The sequence below is a fragment of the Streptomyces sp. NPDC004667 genome, assembly GCF_040609475.1.
In the GTDB taxonomy this organism is placed as follows: domain Bacteria; phylum Actinomycetota; class Actinomycetes; order Streptomycetales; family Streptomycetaceae; genus Streptomyces.
This window is the reverse complement of the sequence record NZ_JBEXKC010000034.1, coordinates 44,981-67,497: the sequence shown is the minus strand read 5'-3', so window position 1 is coordinate 67,497 and position 22,517 is coordinate 44,981. Positions and strand designations below refer to the sequence as shown.

Here is a 22,517-nt window from a genome sequence, read left to right as displayed (position 1 = left end):
AGGGGTGGGGTGGAGCTGCCGCGTCATGAGATGCCGAACTCCTTGCCGATGAAGTCGAAGAGGTCGTCGTCGGTCGCGCTCTCCAGGGCTTCGGCCACCTGGGCCCCGTCCGGGTCGGCGGCGGCCGCCGCCTCGTCCCCGGCCGTGTTCCATGCGGTGAGCAGGGCCTGGAGCCGCTCGGTGATGCGGTCGCGGCCCGCGGAGTCGGGCGTCGAGGTGACGAGCGTCTTCTCCAGGCGTTCCAGTTCGGCGAGCAGCGGGGGTACGGCTGCCGCGCCGTCCTGCCAGAGCTCGTCGCGCAGGTACTCCACCAGTGCCGTCGGCGTCGGGTAGTCGAAGACGAGGGTGGCGGGGAGGCGTACGCCGGTGGCGGCGCCGAGGCGGTTGCGCAGTTCGACGGCGGTCAGCGAGTCGAAGCCGACCTCGTTGAACGACCGGGCCGGGTCGACCGCTTCGGGCCCGGCGAAGCCGAGGACTCCCGCGACGTACGCACAGACCAGCTCCAGCAGGGCTTCGTCCCGTGCGGCCGGCGCGAGCCCGGAGAGGCGTTCGCGCAGTTCCGCTCCGCCGTCCGTGCCGGGGGCGGTGGCGCCGCCGGCGGTCCGGCGGGCCGGGGTGCGGACGAGGCCGGAGAGCAGCGGCGGGAGCATTCCGCCGCCCGCCTGGGCGCGCAGGGCGGCCAGGTCCAGCTTGACCGGTACCAGCAGCGGGCGTTCGGTGGCCGAGGCGGCGTCGAACAGGGTCAGGCCCTCGGCCGCGGTCAGGGCGTTCACTCCGCCCCGGCCCAGACGGGAGACCTCCTCGCTGTTCAGGGCGCCGCCCATGCCGCCGGCTTCGGCCCACAGGCCCCAGGCGAGGGAGGTCGCGGCCAGGCCCTGGGCCCGGCGGTGCGCGGCGAGGGCGTCCAGGAACACGTTGCCCGCCGCGTAGTTGGCCTGACCCGCACCACCGAACACACCCGCAGCGGACGAGAACAGGACGAACGCGGACAGGTCGAGACCGGCGGTCAGCTCGTGCAGGTTCCACGCCGCGTCCACCTTCGGACGCAACACCACCGACAACCGCTCAGCCGTCAGAGAACCGACGACACCGTCGTCCAGAACACCGGCCGTGTGCACGACCGCCGACAGCGGACGCTCGGCCGGGATCCCGGCCAGGACGGCGGCCAGCGCCTCCCGGTCGGCGACGTCACACGCCGCCCACGCCACCTCCGCACCCAGCTCAGCCAGCTCCGCCGACAGCTCGGCGGCACCCGAGGCCGCCTCACCACGACGGCTCACCAACAGCAGGTGGCGTACGCCGTGCTCGGCCACCAGGTGCCGGGCGAACAGACCACCCAGCGAACCACTCGCACCCGTGACGAGGACCGTGCCCCCGGCATCCCACGCAGGAGCCGCGTCAGCCACGACCGCAGCCCGCGCCAGCCTCGGCACCAGCACCGATCCGCCACGCACCGCCACCTCGGACTCACCCGAGGCCAGCACCGCGGGCAGGACCCGGTAGGAGGCGTCGGTCCCGTCCGTGTCGGCCAGCACGATGCGGCCGGGGTTCTCCGACTGCGCCGAGCGCAGCAGGCCCCACGCCGGAGCGTGGACCAGGTCCGCGATGTCCTCGCCCGGCGCGGCGGCCACCGCGCCCCGGGTCAGGACCAGCAGGCGCGAGTCCGCGAACCGGTCCTCGGCCAGCCACTCCCGTACCAGTTCCAGCAGCCGTCCGGTCTCGGCGTGCACCGCGCCCGCCACGTCCTGCGGATCGGCCGGCGCGGTCAGCGGTACGCAGACCAGAGCCGGAGCGGCGAGGTCCGCGAGGCCGGTGTGGGCCTCGTAGCGCACGCCCACGGTGTCGAGCCCGGGGTGGCCGTCGGCGAGCAGGGCCCAGGGGCGCTGCTCGGCCGCGGGCACCGGGGCCGGCTGGAGCGCCGTCCACTCGACCTGGAACAGCGACTCGGGGCGTGCGCCGCGGGCCGCGCCGATCTGATCGGGCGAGACGGCCCGCAGTGCGAGCGACTCCACCGAGGCGACCGGTGCGCCCGCCGGGTCGGCGAGCTCCAGTGACACGGCGTCGCGCCCGGCCGGGGCCAGGCGGACCCGTACGGCGGCGGCGCCGGCCGCGTGGAGGCGTACGCCGCTCCAGGCGAAGGGCAGGCGCCCCTGTCCGGTGTCCTCGACGAGTGCGCCGAGTCCGGCCGCGTGGAGGGTGGCGTCGAGGAGGGCCGGGTGCAGGCCGAACCAGTCGGCCGTTGCGGCGGTCTCCTCGTCGAGGCTCACCTCGGCGTAGACGGCGTCGCCGTGGAGCCAGGCAGAGCGCAGGCCCTGGAAGGCCGGGCCGTAGTCGAACCCGGCCGCGGCGAGGCCGTCGTAGAGGCCGTCGATGTCGACCGGTTCGGCTCCGGCCGGCGGCCAGTCCGTGAGGTCGGCCGTCGGGGCCGGGGCGTCACCGGTGGCGAGGACGCCGGTGGCGTGCCGCGTCCACGGCTCGTCGGCGGGGCTCTCCTCGTCGCGGGAGTACAGGGACAGGGCGCGGCGGCCGGTCTCGTCGGCGCCGGCGAGGGAGAGCCGCAGCTGGACTCCGCCGCGCTCGGGGAGCACGAGCGGTGCCTGCAGGGTCAGTTCCTCCAGGACGTCGCAGCCGACCTGGTCGCCGGCCCGGACGGCCAGTTCCACGAAGGCCGTGCCGGGCAGCAGGACCGAGCCCAGGACGGCGTGGTCCGCGAGCCACCCGTGGGTGGCCGTGGAGAGCCGGCCGGTGAACAGGAACCCGTCCGAGTCGGGCAGTTCGACGGCCGCGCCGAGCAGCGGGTGGTCCGTCGTGCCGAGTCCGAAGCCGGCGGCGTCGCCCGGGACGTGCTGGGCGCCGGCGGCCGAGTCGAGCCAGTACCAGTCGCGCTGGAAGGCGTACGTGGGCAGTTCGGTCGCGCGGGAGCCGGTCGGGGCGAAGTAGGCCTCCCAGTCGGCGGCCGCGCCGTGGGTGTGGGCGAGGGCGAGGGCGGTGTTCAGCGTCTCGGCCTCGGGGCGGCCGGACCGCAGGGCGGGCGCGAAGCGGGCCGCGCCGTCCTGGGTCAGGCAGTCCTGGGCGAGGGCGGAGAGAACACCGTCCGGGCCGAGTTCGAGGTACGTGGTGACTCCGGCGGCTTCCAGGGTGCGGATGCCGTCGAGGAAGCGGACCGCCTCGCGGACGTGGCGCACCCAGAAGTCCGCCGATCCCATCTCGTCGGTGACGAGGGCGCCGGTCAGGTTGGAGACGACCGGGATCCGCGGTGTGGCGTACGCCAGGTCTTCGGCGACCTTGCGGAAGTCGGCCAGCATGCCGTCCATGTGCGGGGAGTGGAAGGCGTGGCTGACGGTCAGCCGCTTGGACTTCCGGTCGGGGAAGGCCTCCACGACCGCGACGGCAGCGTCCTCGTCACCGGCGATGACCACCGAGGTCGGCCCGTTGACGGCGGCGATGCTCACCCGGTCGGTCAGCAGCGGCAGGACCTCGTCCTCCGAAGCCTGCACCGCGATCATCACACCACCGGCCGGCAGCGCCTGCATCAGCCGGCCGCGTGCCTCCACCAGCGCGCACGCGTCGTCCAGGGAGAAGACCCCCGCCACGTGCGCGGCGGCGATCTCACCGATCGAATGCCCGGACACGAAGTCGGGCTTCAGACCCCAGTTCTCCAGGAGCCGGAACAGCGCCACCTCGACGGCGAACAGCGCGGGCTGGGTGTGGCGCGTCTCGTCCAGGAGACCGGTGTCCGCGCCGAACAGCGCTTCCTTCAGCGGGAGTTCCAGCCGCTCGCACACCGCGTCCAGCGCGGCGGCGAACACCGGGAAGGCGTCATACAGCTCACGCCCCATCCCCAGGCGCTGGCTGCCCTGCCCCGTGAACAGGAAGGCCAGCTTTCCGGCTCCGGCGGCGCCCACGGTGCCGCTCGTGACCCCGGCAGCGGACACGTCGCCGTCCGCCAGCGCGGCCAGGCCGCGCAGCAGTTCCTCCCGGCCCTCCGCCACGACCACCGCTCGGTGGTCGAACGCGGCACGGCGCGTGGCCAGCGAGAAGGCCACGTCCGCCACGGCCGACGCGGGGGCGTCCTCCAGGTGCGTGCGCAGGCGGGCCGCCTGGCCGCGCAGGGCGTCCGCCGACTTCGCGGACAATACGTAGGGCAGCACGGGCGCCGTCGCGGCCTCGGGCGCGCTCGCCCCGACCTCGTCCGGGGCCTGCTCGATGATGGTGTGGGCGTTGGTGCCGCTGATGCCGAACGAGGACACGCCGGCCCGGCGCGGACGCCCGGTCTCCGGCCACGGCACGGCCTCCGTCAGCAGGGTGACGGCGCCGTCCTCCCAGTCCACGTGCGGGGTGGGCTCGTCCACGTGCAGGGTCTTGGGCAGGACGCCGTGCCGCATCGCCATGATCATCTTGATCACGCCGGCGACACCGGCGGCGGCCTGCGTGTGGCCCATGTTGGACTTGATCGAGCCCAGCAGCAGCGGCTCGTCCGCCGCGCGCTCCCGCCCGTAGGTGGCCAGCAGGGCCTGCGCCTCGATCGGGTCACCGAGGGTCGTACCGGTGCCGTGCGCCTCGACCACGTCGATCAGGTCGCTGGTCAGTCCGCCGGAGGCGAGGGCCTGGCGGATGACGCGCTGCTGGGACGGGCCGTTGGGGGCGGTCAGGCCGTTGGAGGCGCCGTCCTGGTTGATCGCCGAGCCGCGGACCACCGCGAGCACCGGGTGCCCGTTGCGGCGGGCGTCGGACAGGCGCTCCACGAGCAGCATGCCCGCACCCTCGGCCCAGCTGGTGCCGTCGGCGGCGGCGGCGAAGGACTTGATGCGGCCGTCGGCGGCCAGGCCGCGCTGGCGGCTGAACTCGGTGAAGGTGCCGGGCGTGGACATGACCGTGACACCGCCGGCCAGTGCCATCGAGCACTCGCCGTTGCGCAGGGCCTGGATCGCCCAGTGCAGGGCGACGAGGGAGGAGGAACACGCGGTGTCGACGGTGACCGCCGGGCCCTCCAGACCGAACGCGTACGAGACGCGGCCGGAGGCGATGCTGCCGGAGTTGCCGGTGCCGAGGTAGCCCTCTACGCCGTCGGGCACGGACGTGATCCGGGTGGCGTAGTCGTGGTACATGATGCCCGCGAACACGCCGGTCCGGCTGCCGCGCATGGAGGCCGGGTCGATGCCGGCCCGCTCGAAGGCCTCCCAGGAGGTCTCCAGCAGCAGCCGCTGCTGCGGGTCCATCGCCACGGCCTCGCGCGGCGAGATCCCGAAGAACGCCGGGTCGAAGCGGCCCGCGTCGTGGAGGAAGCCGCCCGAGCGGGTGTAGCTGGTGCCCTTGCCGTCCGGGTCCGGGTCGTACAGCGACTCCAGGTCCCAGCCACGGCCCTGCGGGAACTCCGAGATGGCGTCGACGCCACCGAGCACCAGGCGCCACAGGTCCTCGGGGGTCTCGACCCCTCCGGGGTAACGGCAGCTCATGCCGACGATCGCGATCGGGTCGTCCTGGAACGAGGCTCCCGGGGTGGCCGGCAGGGAGGCAGCGGCGTCGTCCGGCTCCCCGTCCCCGGCCAGCGCGAGGACTTCGGTGCGCAGGTAGGCGGCGAGGGCGTTCGGCGTCGGGTAGTCGAAGACCAGCGTGGCGGGCAGCCGCTCGCCGGTGGCGGCGCCGAGCCGGTTGCGCAGCTCGACGGAGGTCAGGGAGTCGAAGCCGAGCTCCTTGAACGCCCGGTCGGCCGGCACCTCGTCGGTCGAGGCGTGCCCGAGTACGGCGGCCACCTCGGCCCGGACCAGGTCCAGCAGCTCCTGTTCGCGCTCGGCCGCCGGCAGCGCCACCAGCCGGGTGCGCAGCGCGGACCCGTCGGCCGTGGCACCCGCTCCACCCGCAGCCCGGCGGGCCGGTACGCGGACCAGCCCGCGCAGCAGGTGAGGAACCATTCCGCTCCGGGCCTGCGCGCGGAGGGCGGCCAGGTCGAGCGGGACGGACACGAGCAGCGGTTCGGCCGTGCGGCCGGCCGCGTCGAAGAGGGCGAGGCCCGTCTCAGGCGACAGGACGCCGATGCCCCCGCGGTTGATGCGCTCGCGGTCGCCCTCGGCGAGGTCGCCGCCCATGCCGCCGACACCGGTCCACAGGCTCCAGGCGAGGGAGGTGGCGGCCAGGCCCTGGGCCCGACGGTGGGCGGCGAGGGCGTCCAGGAAGGTGTTGGCAGCCGCGTAGTTGGCCTGGCCCGCGCCGCCGAACACACCAGCGGCCGACGAGAACAGGACGAACGCGGACAGGTCGAGACCGGCGGTCAGCTCGTGCAGGTTCCACGCCGCGTCCACCTTCGGACGCAACACCGCCGACAACCGCTCAGCCGTCAGAGAGCCGACAACTCCGTCGTCCAGAACACCGGCCGTGTGCACGACCGCCGACAACGGACGCTCGGCCGGGATCGCGGCCAGGACGGCGGCCAGCGCCTCCCGGTCGGCCACGTCACACGCCGCCCACGCCACCTCCGCACCCAGCTCAGCCAGCTCCGCCGACAACTCGACGGCACCCGAGGCCGCCTCACCACGACGGCTCACCAACAGCAGGTGGCGTACGCCGTGCTCGGCCACCAGGTGCCGGGCGAACAGGCCACCCAGCGAACCACTCGCACCCGTGACGAGGACCGTGCCCTCGGCATCCCACGCAGGAGCCGCGTCAGCCACGACCGCAGCCCGCGCCAGCCTCGGCACCAGCACCGAACCGCCACGCACCGCCACCTCGGACTCACCCGAGGCCAGCGCGGAGGAGAGCGCCTGCTCCACCTCGGCATCGGCATCCACGTCCACCAGGACGATCCGCCCCGGGTTCTCCGACTGCGCCGACCGCACCAGGCCCCGTACCGGAGCGTGGACCAGGTCCGACACACCCTCACCCGGCACGGCCTCCACCGCACCCCGCGTCAGGAACACCAGGCGCGAATCGGCGGGCCGATCGGCCGCCTGCCACTCCTGGAGCAGCTCCAGCACCCGGCTGGTCTCGGCGTGCACGGCAGCGGCCACGTCCCCGTCGACGGGCTCCAGGCAGGACACCACCGTCGCGGCGGCGGTCCCGTCGCCCTCGCCCCACAGGGACCAGTCCTCGAAGGAACCGGCCGGCGAGGCGGACTCGGTCCACTCCATGCGGAACAGGGCGTCGCGGGTCAGGTCGGGGGCGGTGTTCAGCTGGTCGCGGCTCACGGACCGCAGGGCCAGGCCGGCGACCGAGGCCACCGGGGCTCCAGCGGCGTCGGCGATGGCGATGGCCACCTCGCCGTTCCGGGCGGTGGTCAGGCGGACGCGCAGCTCGGCGGCGCCGACCGCGTGGAGGGAGACTCCGGACCAGGAGAACGGCAGCCGTCCTTCGCCGCTGCCCGACTCCGACTCGCGCAGTCCGAGCGCGTGCAGGGCCGCGTCGAGGAGGGCCGGGTGCAGGCCGAACCGGCCTGCCTCGTCGGCGGCTCCCTCGGGGAGGGCGACCTCGGCGTAGTACGCGCCGTCGTGCCGCCAGGCGGCCCGCAGGCCCTGGAACACCGGGCCGTAGCCGAAGCCGGAGTCCGCGAGGCCCTCGTACAGGCCCGCCACCTCGACGGGCTCCGCGCCGACGGGCGGCCACTCGGTGACGTCCTGCGGGGCCGGTTCGGCCCCGGCCGCGAGCACACCGACGGCGTGCCGCGTCCACGGCGCGTCCGTGTCCGCGCCCTCGGGGCGGGAGTGGAGGGCGAGGCTGCGGCGACGGCCCGACGGGTCGGCGGCGCCGACGGCCAGCCGCAGCTGTACGCCGCCCTGTTCGGGCAGCACCAGGGGGGCTTCGAGGGTGAGTTCGTCGACCAGGTCGCAGCCGACGTGCTCGCCGGCCCGGAGCGCCAGCTCGACGAAGGCCGTACCGGGCAGGAGGGCCGCGCCCATGACGCGGTGGTCCCCGAGCCAGGGGTGGGTGGTCAGCGACAGGCGGCCGGTGAAGAGGTGGCCGTCGGAGTCGGGGAGTTGGACCTCGGCTCCGAGCAACGGGTGGTCGGCGGTGCCGAGTCCCGCCGCCGTGACGTCGCCGTCCGCGCGGCCGGCGTCAAGCCAGTAGACGCCGCGCTGGAAGGCGTACGTCGGCAGGTCGACGGGGCGTGCGCCGAGCGGGCGGTAGAACGCCGCCCAGTCGACGGCGGTACCGCGCACATAGGCGGTGGAGAGGGCCGAGAGCAGCGTCTCGGCCTCGTCGCGGCCGGAGCGGAGGGTGGGTACGAAGGCGGCGGTGCCGGTGTCGTCGGCCAGGCAGGCCTGCGCCATCGCGGACAGCACCCCGTCGGGCCCGAGCTCGACGTACGTGGTCACGCCCGCGGCCTCCAGGGCACGGACACCGTCCAGGAAGCGGACCGCCTCACGGACGTGCCGCACCCAGAACTCCGCCGAACCCATCTCAGCCGAGACCAGGGCACCGGTCAGGTTCGACACCACCGGAATCTGCGGGGCACCGTACGTCAGCCCGGCCACAACCTGGCGGAACCCGTCCAGCATCCCGTCCATGTGAGGCGAGTGGAACGCATGGCTCACCGTCAGCCGCTTGGACTTCCGGTCCGCGAACGACCCCACGACGGCCGTCGCCGCGTCCTCGTCACCGGCGATCACAACCGAACGCGGACCGTTGACCGCGGCGATGCTCACCCGGTCCGTCAGCAGCGGCAGGACCTCGTCCTCCGAAGCCTCCAGAGCGATCATCACACCACCGGCGGGCAGGGCCTGCATCAGCCGCCCGCGCGCCTCGACCAGCGTGCACGCGTCCTCCAGCGACAGCACACCCGCCACATGCGCGGCAGCGATCTCACCGACCGAATGACCGGACAGGAAGTCCGGCTTCACACCCCACGACTCCAGCAGCCGGAACAGCGCCACCTCGACGGCGAACAGCGCCGGCTGGGCGTACTCCGTACGGTCCAGCAGGGCGGCATCCGAACCGAACAGCGCCTCCTTCAGCGGGAGTTCCAGCCGCTCACACACCTCGTCCAGGGCGGTCGCGAACACCGGGTAGGCGTCATACAGCTCGCGCCCCATCCCCAAGCGCTGGCTGCCCTGACCCGTGAACAGGAAGGCGAGCTTCTCCCCCGCCGCCGGTGAGCCCAGGGCCAGGCCCGCAGCCGTGCGGCCCTCCGCGAGGGCCGTCAGGCCGGCGCGGAAGCCGTCGCGGTCCGGGGCGACCACGGTGGCGCGGTGCTCGAAGACGGCCCGGGTCGTCGCCAACGCGTGCCCGATGGAGACGGGTTCCGCCTCCGGGTGGGCCTCCAGGTGGGCGAGGAGCCGCTCTCCCTGGGCGCGCAGGGCGTCGGGAGTGCGGGCGCTCAGGTGCCAGGGGAGGGCCGTCCGGGGCGCGGCCGGGGCGGCCGGGGTCTCGGCGGCGGACCCGACGGATCCGGCCGGCGCTTCGGGGAGTTCCACGATGGCGTGGGCGTTGGTGCCGCTCATGCCGAAGGAGGAGATGCCCGCGCGGCGCGGCCGGCCCGTCTCGGGCCACGCGCGCTGCTCGGTGAGCAGCGAGACCGCGCCCGCCGTCCAGTCGACGTGCGGGGACGGCTCGTCCACGTGCAGGGTCTCGGGCAGGACGCCGTGGCGCATCGCCATGACCATCTTGATGATGCCCGCGACACCGGCGGCGGCCTGCGTGTGGCCGAAGTTGGACTTGATCGAGCCCAGCCACAGGGGGTTGCCCTCGGGCCGGTCCTGGCCGTAGGTGGCGAGCAGGGCCTGTGCCTCGATGGGGTCGCCGAGGCGGGTGCCGGTGCCGTGGGCCTCGACCGCGTCCACGTCGGCGGCGGTCAGGCCGGAGTTGGCGAGGGCCTGGCGGATGACGCGCTGCTGGGCCGGGCCGTTGGGCGCCGTGAGGCCGTTGCTGGCGCCGTCCTGGTTGACGGCGGTGCCGCGGACCACGGCGAGGACCTGGTGGCCGTTGCGGCGGGCGTCGGAGAGCCGCTCGACGAGGAGCATGCCGACGCCCTCGCCCCAGGCGGTGCCGTCGGCGGCGGCGGCGAAGGGCTTGCAACGGCCGTCGGCGGCGAGGCCGCGCTGGCGGCTGAACTCGGTGAAGACGTCGGGGGTGGTGATGATGGTGACGCCGCCGGCCAGGGCGATCGAGCACTCGCCGGCGCGCAGCGCCTGGGCCGCGAGGTGCAGGGCGACCAGCGAGGAGGAGCAGGCGGTGTCGACGGTGACGGCGGGGCCCTCGAAGCCGAAGGTGTAGGAGACCCGGCCTGAGGCGATGCTGCTGGAGCCGCCGGTGCCGAGGTAGCCCTCGACGCCCTCGGGGACGGTGTTGAGGCGGGACACGTAGTCGTTGTGCATCTGGCCGACGAAGACGCCGACCTGCTGTCCGCGCAGGCCCGTCGGGTCGATCCCGGCCCGTTCGAAGGCCTCCCAGGAGGTTTCCAGCAGCAGGCGCTGCTGCGGGTCCATGGCGAGGGCCTCGCGGGGGTTGATCCCGAAGAAGGAGGGGTCGAAGTGGTGGGCGTCGTAGACGAAGCCGCCTTCGCGGGCGTACGAGGTGCCGGGGCTGTCGGGGTCGGGGTCGTAGAGCGCCTCGGTGTCCCAGCCGCGGTCGGCGGGGAGGTCGGCGATGCCGTCGCGTCCTTCGGCGAGGAGCTCCCACAGGTCCTCGGGGCTGCGGACGCGGCCGGGGAAGCGGCAGCTCATGGCGACGATGGCGATGGGGTCGTCGGCCTCGGCGGCGGCCGTGTGCGCCGGGAGGATCGCGGCGGCGGCCGCGGAGCCGAGGAGTTCGTCCTTGAGGTAGCCGGCCAGGACGGTCGGGGTCGGGTAGTCGAAGACGAGGGTGGCGGGCAGGCGGACACCGGCGGTGGCGCCGAGGCGGTTGCGGAACTCGACGGCGGTCAGCGAGTCGAAGCCGAGGTCCTTGAAGGCGCGGCCGGGTTCGACGGCGTCGGGGGTGGCGTGGCCGAGGACTGCGGCGACCTGGTCGCGTACGAGGTCGAGCAGGAGTGCGTCCCGCTCGCTCTCGGGCAGTCGTACGAGCCGTTCCACCAGCGGGGTTCCGGTGCCGGCGGAGGTGGCTTCGACGGCGCGGCGGGCGGGGGCGCGGACCAGGCCCCGCAGCAGGGCGGGGACCATGCTCGCGTCGGCCTGGCGCAGCGGCGCGAGGTCGAGCTGCATGGGGACGAGGTGGGCGTCGCCGGTGCGGTGGGCGGTGTCGAGGAGGGCGAGGCCCTCCTCGGAGGAGAGGCCGAGGACGCCGGAGCGCGTCATGCGGTCCTTGTCGGCGCTGTCGAGCTCGCCGGTCATGCCGCTGGCCTCGGCCCACAGGCCCCAGCCGAGGGCGGTGGCGGGCAGGCCGTGGGCCTGGCGGTGGCGGGCGAGGGCGTCGAGGAAGACGTTCGCGGCCGCGTAGTTGGCCTGGCCGGCGCCGCCGAAGGTGCCCGCGGCGGAGGAGAAGAGCACGAAGTCGGCCAGGTCGAGCCGGCGGGTCAGTTCGTGCAGGTGGAGGGCGGCGTCGGCCTTGGGGCGCAGGACGCGGTCGACCCGTTCGGGGGTGAGGGCTTCGGCGATGCCGTCGTCGAGGACGCCGGCGGTGTGGACGACGGCGGTCAGCGGGTGCTCGGCCGGTACGGATGCCAGCAGCGCGGCGAGGGCCTCGCGGTCGGCGGCGTCGCAGGCGGCGATGGTGACCTCGGCGCCGAGCGCGCGCAGTTCGGCGGCGAGTTCGGCGGCGCCGGCGGCCCGTTCACCGCGGCGGCTGGTGAGGACCAGGCGGCGGGCTCCCCGGGCGGTGACGGCGTGCCGGGCCACGAGGGCGCCCAGTGTGCCGGTGCCGCCGGTGATGAGGACGGTGCCCTCGGGGTTCCAGGCGGCGGGCACGGTCAGCACGATCTTGCCGGTGTGGCGGGCCTGGCTGAGGTAGCGGAACGCCTCGGGCGCCTGGCGCAGGTCCCAGGCGGAGACCGGGATGGCGTGCAGGGCGCCGGATTCGAAGAGGCCGAGGAGCTCGGTGAGCATCTCCTGGATGCGGTCGAGGCCGGCTTCGGTGAGGTCGAACGCCTGGTAGGAGACGCCGGGGTGGGCGTGGGCGACGTCCTGGGGGTCGCGGACGTCGGTCTTGCCCATCTCCACGAAGCGGCCGCCGCGCGGCAGGAGCCGCAGTGAGGCGTCGACGAACTCGCGGGCGAGGGAGTCCAGGACGACGTCGACGCCGCGGCCGTCGGTGGCCGTCCGGAAGGTGTCCTCGAAGTCGAGGGTGCGGGAGGAGGCGATCCGGTCGTCGGTCAGGCCGAGTCCGCGCAGGGTGTCCCACTTGGCGGGGCTGGCGGTGGCGTAGACGTCGGCGCCCCAGTGGCGGGCGAGCTGGACGGCGGCCATGCCGACGCCGCCGGCGGCGGCGTGCACGAGGAGGGTCTCGCCGCGGCGCAGGCCGGCGAGGTCGTGGAGGGCGTAGTAGGCCGTCATGAAGACGATCGGTACGGCCGCGGCCTCGGCGAAGGTCCAGCCCTCGGGCATGGGGGCGATCATGCGCCGGTCGACGACGGCCAGCGGGCCGAAGGCGCCGGGCAGCATGCCCATGACGCGGTCGCCGGGGGCGAGGTCCGTGACGCCGGGGCCGGTCTCCACGACGGTGCCGGCGCCTTCGCTGCCCATCAGGCCCGGGTCGCCGGGGTACATGCCGAGGGCGTTGAGGACGTCGCGGAAGTTGAGGCCGGCGGCGCGGACCGCGACGCGGACCTGGCCGGGCTCCAGCGGGGCCTCGGACTCGGGGCTCGGCAGCAGGGTGAGGTGGTCGAGGGTGCCCTTGTCCTCGATGTCCATGCGCCAGGCGGAGCCGTCGGCGGGCGGGGTCAGCGGGGTGGTGGCGGGGACCCGGGCGAGGCGCGGGGCGTGGACGGTGCCGCGGCGGACCGCGAACTGGGGCTCGCCGGTGGCCAGGGCGGCGGTGAGGAGCTCGGTGGGGGTGTCGCCGTCGAGGTCGGCCAGGACGAAGCGGTCGGGGTTCTCGGCCTGCGCGGAGCGGACCAGGCCCCAGACGGGGGCGTGGACGGGGTCGGTGAGGTCCCAGTCGCCCTGGGTGGCGACGGCGCCCCGGGTGACGAACACCAGCCGGGAGTCGGCGAAGCGGTCGTCGGCGAGCCAGCCCTGGACGAGGGCGAGGGCGTGGTGCGTGGCGGCGCGGACGGCGTCCGGGGTGAGCTCCCGTGCCGTCGCGGACGGCAGGGGGGCGAGGACGTACGCGGGGGCCGGGGTGCCGGCGTCGAGGGCGGCGGCGAGGGCCGCGAGGTCGGCGTGCGGCCGGCCGGGCAGCGCGGTGGCGGTATCGGCGTCGGCGTCGCTGGCGGTGCCGGTGGCGAGGACGGCCCAGGCGGTGTCCTCGGCCGCTGCCCCGGTGGCGGCGGGCAGCGGCAGGGTGGCCCAGTCGATGCGGAACAGCGACTCGTGGTGGGCGGTGCGCGGGGCGCCGGCGAGCCGGTCGGCGGAGACGGGCCGCACGATCAGGTGGTCGACGGCGGCGACGGGTGCGCCGGTGGTGTCGGCCAGCTGGAGGGTGAGGGCGTCCTCCCCCTCGGCGGTGAGGCGCACCCGCAGGGCGGCCGCGCCGACGGCGTGCAGGGACACGCCGCGCCAGGAGAAGGGCAGTCCGGCCGGGCGGTCGCCGTCGGTGGTGGGCCTGACGAAGGTGGCGTGCAGGGCGGCGTCGAGGAGGGCCGGGTGCAGGCCGAACCGGGCGGCCTCCGTCTGGAGGCCCTCGGGCAGGGCGACCTCGGCGTAGACGTCCTCGCCGAGGGTCCAGGCGGCGCGCAGGCCCTGGAAGACGGGCCCGTAGGCGAATCCGCCCTGGCCGAGGTGCTCGTACAGGCCATCGACGGTGACGGCTTCGGCGCCGGGCGGGGGCCAGGCGGCGAGGTCGAAGGCGGGGCGCGGGGCGCCGGTGGCGAGGACGCCCGCGGCGTGCCGGGTCCACGGCTCGTCGTCGGCGGCGTCCGGGTCGCCGGAGTACAGGTCGAGGGTGCGGCGGCCGTCGCGGTCGGGGGCGCCGACGACGATCTGGAGGCGGACGGCGGTGTGCGGGGCCAGGACCAGCGGCGCTTCGAGGGTGAGTTCTTCCAGGACGTCGCAGCCGGCCTGGTCGCCGGCGCGGATGGCCAGCTCGACGAAGGCGGTGCCGGGCAGCAGGACGGTGCCCATGACGGCGTGGTCGGCGAGCCAGGGGTGGGTGTCGAGGGAGAGCCGGCCGGTGAAGAGGAAGCCCTCGCCGTCGGCGAGCGGTACGGCGGCGCCGAGCAGCGGGTGGTGGGCGGCGCCCAGACCGGCCGATTCGACGTCGCCGATGAAGCCGGCGGGCGCTTCGAGCCAGAACCGGCGCCGCTGGAAGGCGTACGTGGGCAGGTCGGTCCGGCGGGCGCCGGTGGCGGCGAAGTACGCGGACCAGTCGAGCGGGACGGCCCGGGTGTGGAGGGCGGCGACGGCGGCGGCGAGCGCCTCGGCCTCGCCGCGGTCGCGGCGCAGGGCCGGGACGAACACGGCGTCGGACTCGGAGCCGGTGTCGGTGTCGCCGAGGCAGTCGCGGCCGAGGCCCGACAGGACGCCCTGCGGGCCCAGTTCGAGGTAGGTGGTGACGCGTTCGGCGTCCAGGGTGCGGATGCCGTCGAGGAAGCGGACGGCTTCGCGGACGTGGGCGACCCAGTGTTCGGGGGTGCGCAGCTCCTCGCCCGCGACGGCGCCGGTGAGGTGGGTGACGACGGGGAGGGTGGGCGCGTGGTAGGTGAGCGAGGCGGCGACGTCGCGGAAGGCGTCGAGCATGCCGTCCATCAGCGGGGAGTGGAAGGCGTGGCTGACGGTGAGCCGCTTGGTCTGGCGGCCGCGGCGCTCGAATTCGGCGGCGATCTCCAGGGCGAGGTCCTCCTCGCCGGAGATGACGACGGCGGCGGCGGAGTTGACCGCGGCGATGCCGATCCGGTCCTCGTGGCCGGCCAGCAGCGGCCGGACCTCGTCCTCCGTGGCGCTCAGCGCGATCATCGCCCCGCCGGCCGGGAGTTCCTCCATGAGGCGGCCGCGGGCGGCGACCAGCTTCGCCGCGTCGGGCAGGGTGAGGACGCCCGCGACGTGCGCGGCGGTGATCTCGCCGATGGAGTGGCCGGATACGAAGTCGGGCCGCACCCCCCAGGATTCGACGAGCCGGTAGAGCGCGGTCTCCAGGGCGAACAGGGCGGGCTGGGTGTAGCCGGTCCGGTTCAGCAGCTCGGCGTCCTCGGCGAACAGGACGTCCTTGAGGGGCTGTTCGAGGTGCGGGTCGAGCGCGGCGCAGGCCTCGTCGAGGGCGGCGGCGAAGACCGGTTGGGCGGCGTACAGTTCGCGGCCCGTGCCGGGGCGCTGGCTGCCCTGTCCGGTGAAGAGGACGGCGAGGCGGCCGTCGGCGGTGTCGTGCCGCACGAGCCGGGCGGCGTCCTTGCCCTCGGCGAGCGCGGTGAGCGCGGCCAGCAGCTCGTCGCGGTCCCCGGCGACGACGGCGGCCCGGCGGTCCAGCGCGGTACGGGTGGTGGCCAGGGAGAACGCCACGTCGGCGGGGGCGGCTTCGGGGTGGGCGGCGAGGTGGCCGGCGAGGCGGGCGGCCTGGGCGCGCAGCGCGTCGGGGGTACGCCCGGCGAGTACGAAGGGGAGCGGGGTCCCCTCGGTGAGCGGGGCCGTGCCGGGGCCCGCCTCGCCCTCGTCGGTCTGCTCCAGCGGCGGCTGCTCGATGATGACGTGGGCGTTGGTGCCGCTGACGCCGAAGGAGGAGATGCCGGCGCGGCGCGGACGGTCCGTCTCGGGCCAGGCGGCGGCTTCGGTGAGCAGCTCGACGGCGCCGGCGGTCCAGTCGATGTGCGGGGAGGGCTCGCCGATGTGCAGGGACGCGGGCAGGACGCCGTGGCGCATCGCCTGGACCATCTTGATGATGCCGGCGGCGCCGGCGGCGGCCTGGGTGTGGCCGATGTTCGACTTGATGGAGCCCAGGCGCAGCGGCCGGTCCCCGGGGCGGCCCTGGCCGTAGGTGGCGAGGAGGGCCTGCGCCTCGATGGGGTCGCCGAGGGTCGTGCCGGTGCCGTGCGCCTCGACGGCGTCGACGTCGGCGGCGGTCAGGCCCGCGTGGGCCAGGGCCTCGCGGATGACGCGCTGCTGCGAGGGGCCGTTGGGGGCGGTGAGACCGTTGGAGGCGCCGTCCTGGTTGACGGCGGTGCCGCGGACGACGGCGAGCACGGGGTGGCCGTTGCGGCGGGCGTCGGACAGGCGCTCGACGAGGATCATGCCGGCGCCCTCGGCCCATCCGGTGCCGTCGGCGTCGGCGGAGAAGGACTTGCAGCGGCCGTCGGTGGACAGGCCGCGCTGGCGGCTGAAGTCGATGAAGGTGTCCGGGGTGGACATGACGGTGACGCCGCCGGCGAGCGCCATGTCGCACTCGCCGCTGCGCAGGGCCTGGGCGGCCAGGTGCAGGGCGACGAGGGAGGAGGAGCAGGCCGTGTCGATGGTGACGGCGGGGCCCTCCAGGCCGAAGGTGTACGAGATGCGGCCGGAGGCGACGCTGCCGGCAGTGCCGGTGCCGAGGTAGCCCTCCAGGCCCTCGGGGACGGCGGGGAGGCGGGTCAGGTAGTCGTGGTACATGACGCCGGCGAAGACGCCGGTGCGGCTGCCGCGCAGCGACGAGGGGTCGAGTCCGGCCCGCTCGAACGCCTCCCAGGAGGTCTCCAGCAGGAGCCGCTGGTGCGGGTCCATGGCCAGGGCCTCGCGCGGGTTGATGCCGAAGAGGTCCGGGTCGAAGTCGGCGGCGTCGTGCAGGAAGCCGCCGGTACGGGTGTACGAGGTGCCGGCGCGGCCGGGGTCGGAGTCGTAGAGCCCGTCGAGGTTCCAGCCGCGGTCCGTGGGGAAGTCGGAGATCGCGTCGACGGAGCCGGCGACGAGCTGCCACAGCTCCTCGGGGGTGCTGACCCCGCCGGGGTAGCGGCAGGCCATGGCGACGATGGCGATGGGCTCGTCGGCGACGGCCGGGGCGCCGGCGGTGGTGGGCGCGGCGGGGGCGGCCCGGTCGCCGAGGAGTTCGGTGCGCAGGAACGCGGCGAGGGCGTTCGGGGTGGGGTAGTCGAAGACGAGGGTGGCGGGCAGCCGGACGCCGGTGGCGGAGCCGAGGCGGTTGCGCAGCTCGACGGCGGTGAGCGAGTCGAAGCCGAGTTCCTTGAAGGCGCGGCCGGGGTCGACGGCGTCGGGGCCGGGGAAGCCGAGGACCGCGGCGACCTGGACGCGGACGGTGGCGAGCAGCAGCCGGTCGCGTTCGGCGGCGGTCAGCGGCAGGAGCCGCTCGGCGAGGCCGTCGGCGGGGGCGGCGCCCGGGTCGGCCGCGGTGCGGCGGGCGGCGGGCCGGACCAGGCCGCGCAGCAGCGGCGGCACCATGCTCGCGTCGGCCTGGCGCAGGGCGGCCAGGTCGAGGTGCATGGGGACGGCGGTGGGCTCGCCCACGGCGCGGGCGGTGTCCATGAGGGCGAGGCCCTCGGCGGAGGACAGGGCGGCGACGCCGGCGCGGGAGATGCGTTCCAGGTCGGCGTCGGCGAGGTCGCCGGTCATGCCGCTGCGCTCGGCCCACAGGCCCCAGGCGAGCGCGGTGGCGGGCAGGCCTTCGGCGCGGCGGCGGTGGGCGAGGGCGTCGAGGAAGGTGTTGGCGGCGGCGTAGTTGGCCTGGCCCGCCGCGCCGAGGGTGCCGGCGGCGGCGGAGAACAGGACGAACGCGGCCAGGTCGAGGCCCTGGGTCAGTTCGTGCAGGTGCACGGCGGCGTCCACCTTGGCGGGCAGGACGCGGTCGACGCGCTCGGCGGTGAGCGCTTCGAGGATGCCGTCGTCGAGGACGCCGGCGGTGTGGACGACGGCGGTCAGCGGGTGCTCGGCCGGTACGGATGCCAGCAGCGCGGCGAGGGCCTCGCGGTCGGCGGCGTCGCAGGCGGCCAGCGTCACCTCGGCGCCGAGCGCGCGCAGTTCGGCGAGCAGCTCTCCGGCGCCGGCGGCGGCCTCGCCGCGGCGGCTGGTCAGCAGCAGGCGGCGGACGCCGTGCCCGGTGACGAGGTGGCGGGCGACGAGCCCGCCGAGGGTGCCGGTGGCGCCGGTGACCAGGGCGGTGCCATCGGGGTCGAGCGGGCGGGCCTCCTGGCCTTCGGCGGCGGGGAGCGCGGGCACCCGGCCGAGGCGGGGTACGACGGCGCGGCCCTCGCGCAGGGCGAGCTGCGCCTCGCCGGTCGCCAGGGCGGCGGGCAGGGCGCGCAGGGACTCCTCGCGCTCGTCCAGGTCGATCAGGACGAAGCGGTCGGGGTGTTCGGACTGGGCGGAGCGCAGCAGGCCCCACAGCGGGGCGTGCGCCAGGTCGGGCACGTCGGCGGCGGGGGTGGTGGCGACGGCGCCTTGGGTGACGAACACCAGCCGGGAGCCGGCCAGGCGGTCGTCGGCCAGCCAGGCCTGGGCCAGGTCCAGGGCGTGGTGCAGGGCTTCGCCGACGGCTGCGGGCAGTGCGGCGTCGACGGGGGTGCGCGCGGGGCCGTCGGCGGCGGGCAGCGGGACGACCACGGCCTGCGGTACGGGGCCGCCGGCCTCGATGGCGGCGGCGAGGGCGGCGAGGTCGGGGTGGGCGGTGGCGGTGGGCAGCACGGCGGTGAAGCGCGGGCCGGCCCCGGCGCCGAGCAGGGCCCACTGGGCGGGGGCGACGGTGGTGGCGGCCGGCAGGGTCAGGGGGCTCCACTCGACGTGGAACAGCGAGTCGTGGAAGGCGGTGCGGGCCGCGCGGACCTGGTCGGGGGTGACGGGGCGCAGCAGCAGGGCGGCCACGGTGGCGACGGGGGCGCCGGTCTCGTCGGCGAGGTCGACGCGGACGGTGTCCTGGCCGGCCGGGGCGAGGCGGACGCGCAGGGAGCGGGCGCCGACGGCGTGCAGGGTGACGCCGCTCCAGGAGAAGGGCAGCCGGCCGTGCTCGGTGTCCTCCAGCAGGGAGCCCATGCCGACCGCGTGCAGGGCGGCGTCGAGGAGGGCCGGGTGCAGGCCGAAGAGGGCCGTGTCGGCGTGTGCCTGTTCGGGCAGCCGGACCTCGGCGAAGACCTCGTCGGCGCGCTGCCAGGCGCCGGTCAGGCCCTGGAAGACGGGCCCGTAGGCGAAGCCGGAGGCGGAGAGGAAGTCGTAGAGGCCCTCGACGGGCACGGCGGTGGCGTCCCGCGGGGGCCAGACGGCGAGGTCGGCGCCGGTGCCGGACGCGTCGCGGGCGGCGCGGGCCAGGGTGCCGGTGGCGTGGCGGGTCCAGGCGCCTTCGCCCCAGGTGTCGTCGGCCGCGTCCTCGGGCCGGGAGTGCAGGGTCAGGGAGCGCCGTCCGTCGGCGTCGGGCGCGCCGACGGCGAGCTGGATCTGGACGCCGCCGTGCGGGGGCAGTGCCAGGGGCGCCTGGAGGGTGAGTTCGTCGAGGAGTTCGCAGCCGGTGTGTTCGCCGGCCTGGAGGGCGAGTTCGACGAAGGCCGTGCCGGGCAGCAGCACGGTGTCCATGACGGTGTGGTCGGCGAGCCAGGGGTGGGTGGCCAGGGAGAGCCGGCCGGTGAAGAGGAAGCCGTCGCCGTCGGCCAGGGTGATGGCCGCGCCGAGCAGCGGGTGGTCGGCGGAGCCGATGCCGGCCGCGGTGACGTCGCCCGCCCAGGCGGTGGGCGGCTCGGGCCAGTACAGGCGGCGCTGGAAGGCGTACGTGGGCAGGTCGACGCGGGTGCCGCCGCGCCCGGCGAAGACGGCGGACCAGTCCACCGCGACACCGTGGACGTGGGCCCGGGCGACGGCGGCGGCGAACGCGGCCGGCTCGGGGCGGTCGGCGCGCAGGGCGGGTACGAAGACGAGGCCCTCGGGGGTGTCCTCGCCGTCCTGGCCGGTGAGGCAGTCCTGTGCGAGGGCGGTGAGGACCCCGCCGGGGCCGACCTCGACGAAGGTGGTGACGCCGAGCGCGGCCAGGCCGCGTACGCCGTCGAGGAAGCGGACGGCCTCGCGGACGTGGCGGACCCAGTAGTCGGGGGTGCAGATCTCCTCGGCGGTGACGGAGGCGCCGGTGAGGTTGGAGACGATCGGGATGACCGGCGGCGCGTAGGAGACGGCTTCGGCGGCCTCGCGGAACGCGTCGAGCATGCCGTCCATGAGCGGCGAGTGGAAGGCGTGACTGACGGTGAGCCGCTTGGTGCGGCGGCCGCGGGCGCGCAGGGTCTCGGCGAGTTCCAGCGCGGCGTCCTCGTCGCCCGAGACGACCACGGAGCGGGGTCCGTTGACGGCGGCGATGGAGATCCGGTCGGTGAGGAGCGGGGTGACCTCGTCCTCGGTGGCCTCGACCGCGATCATCGCGCCGCCGGCCGGCAGGGCCTGCATCAGGCGGCCGCGGGCGGCGACGAGGGCTGCGGCGTCGGGCAGGGTCAGGACGCCGGAGACGTGGGCGGCGGCGAGTTCGCCGATGGAGTGGCCGATGAGGAAGTCGGCGCGCACACCCCACTGTTCGAGCTGGCGGTAGAGGGCGACCTCGACGGCGAAGAGGGCGGCCTGGGTGTGGGCCGTGGCGTCGAGGAGGGCGGCCTCGGGGGTGCCCTCGGCCGCGAACAGGACGTCGTAGAGGGGCCGTTCGAGGTGCCGGTCGAGTTCGTCGCGGACCGCGTCGAGGGCGCGGGCGAAGACGGGGTGGGTGGTGTACAGCTCGCGGGCCATGCCGGGTCGCTGGCTGCCCTGGCCGGTGAAGAGGAAGGCGGTGTTGCCCTCGCCGACGGCGCCGACGAGGGCGGTGGCGGGCTGCTCGCCGGCGGCGAGCGCGTCGAGGTCGGCGAGGAGCTGCTCGCGGTCGGTGCCGAAGAGGACGGCCCGGCGGTCCAGCGCGGAGCGGCTGGTGGCGAGGGAAAGGCCGAGGTCGGTGAGGGAGGCGGGGTCGGCGGCGAGTCCGGGGTGGGCGCGCAGGTGGGCGGCGAGGCGGCCCGCCTGGGCGCGCAGGCCCTCGTCGCCGTGGCCCGACACGAGCAGCGGTACGGGACCGGTGGCGGCGTCGGCGGCGGCGTCGGTGGCCTCGGCGGCGGAGTCGGCCTGGCCGCTCTCCCCCGCCCCGGCCGGCGCCTCGACGGGCGGGGCCTGCTCGATGACGGTGTGGGCGTTGGTGCCGCTGACGCCGAAGGAGGAGATGCCGGCGCGGCGCGGCTGGCCGGTCTCGGGCCAGGGCACGGTCCGGTCCAGCAGGGCGACGTCACCGGTGGCCCAGTCGACGGCGCTGGACGGCTGGTCGATGTGCAGGGACTCGGGCAGGACGCCGTGGCGCATCGCCTCGACCATCTTGATGATGCCCGCGACACCGGCGGCGGCCTGGGTGTGGCCGATGTTCGACTTGATGGAGCCCAGCCACAGCGGGCGGCCCTGGGGCCGGTTCTGGCCGTAGGTGGCCAGGATGGCCTGGGCCTCGATGGGGTCGCCGAGGGTGGTGCCGGTGCCGTGCGCCTCGACGACGTCGACCTGCGCCGGGGTGAGCCCGGCATTGGTCAGGGCCTGACGGATGACGCGCTGCTGGGCCGGGCCGTTGGGCGCGGTCAGGCCGTTGGAGGCGCCGTCCTGGTTGATCGCGGAGCCGCGGACCACGGCGAGGACGGGGTGGCCGTTGCGGCGGGCGTCGGAGAGCTTCTCCACGAGGAGCATGCCGACGCCCTCGCCCCAGCCGGTGCCGTCGGCGCCGTCGGCGAAGGGCTTGCACCGGCCGTCGGGGGCGAGCCCGCGCTGCCGGCTGAACTGCACGAAGGCGCGCGGGCTGGACATGACGGTGACACCGCCCGCCAGGGCGAGGTTGCACTCGCCGCCGCGCAGCGCCTGCACCGCGAGGTGCAGGGCGACGAGGGAGGCCGAGCAGGCGGTGTCGACGGTGACCGCCGGGCCCTCCAGGCCGAAGGTGTAGGAGAGCCGGCCGGAGACGACGCTGGCGGCGTTCCCGGTGAGGAGGTACTGCTCGACGCCCTGGGGCACCCCGTCGCGCAGCAGGTCGGGGTAGTCCTGGCCGTTGGTGCCGATGAACACGCCGGCCTTGCTGCCGCGCAGGGTCACCGGGTCGATGCCCGCGCGTTCGAAGGTCTCCCAGGACGTCTCCAGCAGCAGGCGCTGCTGCGGGTCCATGCCGAGGGTCTCGCGCGGGCTGATCCCGAAGAAGCCGGCGTCGAACTCGCCGACCCCGTCGAGGAATCCGCCCTCGCGGGTGTACGAGGTGCCCCGCTGGTCGGGGTCGGCGTCGTACAGGGACTCCAGGTCCCAGCCGCGGTCGGTCGGGAAGTCGGTGACGGCGTCCCGACTTCCCGCGACCAGGTCCCACAGGTCCTCCGGCGACTGGATGCCGCCGGGGAACCTGCAGGCCATGCCGACGATGGCGATCGGCTCCGGCTCCCGGTCCTCGACCTCACGCAGGCGCTGCCGCGTCTGGTGCAGATCGGCCGTCACCCGCTTCAGGTAGCCGATGATCTTGTCCTGATCCGCTGCCTGCTGCGCCATTGGAACCTCACCCATGCTCGTCACAAAACCCTT

Annotated in this window: 1 protein-coding gene; it reads right to left on the bottom strand. The window is 75.4% G+C overall.

The genetic code is table 11. The features are described 5' to 3' along the window. Positions 1-23: 23 nt before the first annotated feature. Entirely contained in the window at positions 24-22,484 is a 22,461-nt protein-coding gene (locus tag ABZW32_RS20295; RefSeq protein ID WP_356217719.1) for an SDR family NAD(P)-dependent oxidoreductase, read from the bottom strand. Between the last annotated feature and the right edge of the window lie 33 nt (positions 22,485-22,517).

What these genes read in the sequence shown, in the direction of transcription:
- ABZW32_RS20295 (WP_356217719.1), bottom strand. Translation starts at nt 22,484, where the DNA reads ATGGCGCAGCAGGCAGCGGATCAGGACAAGATCATCGGCTACCTGAAG.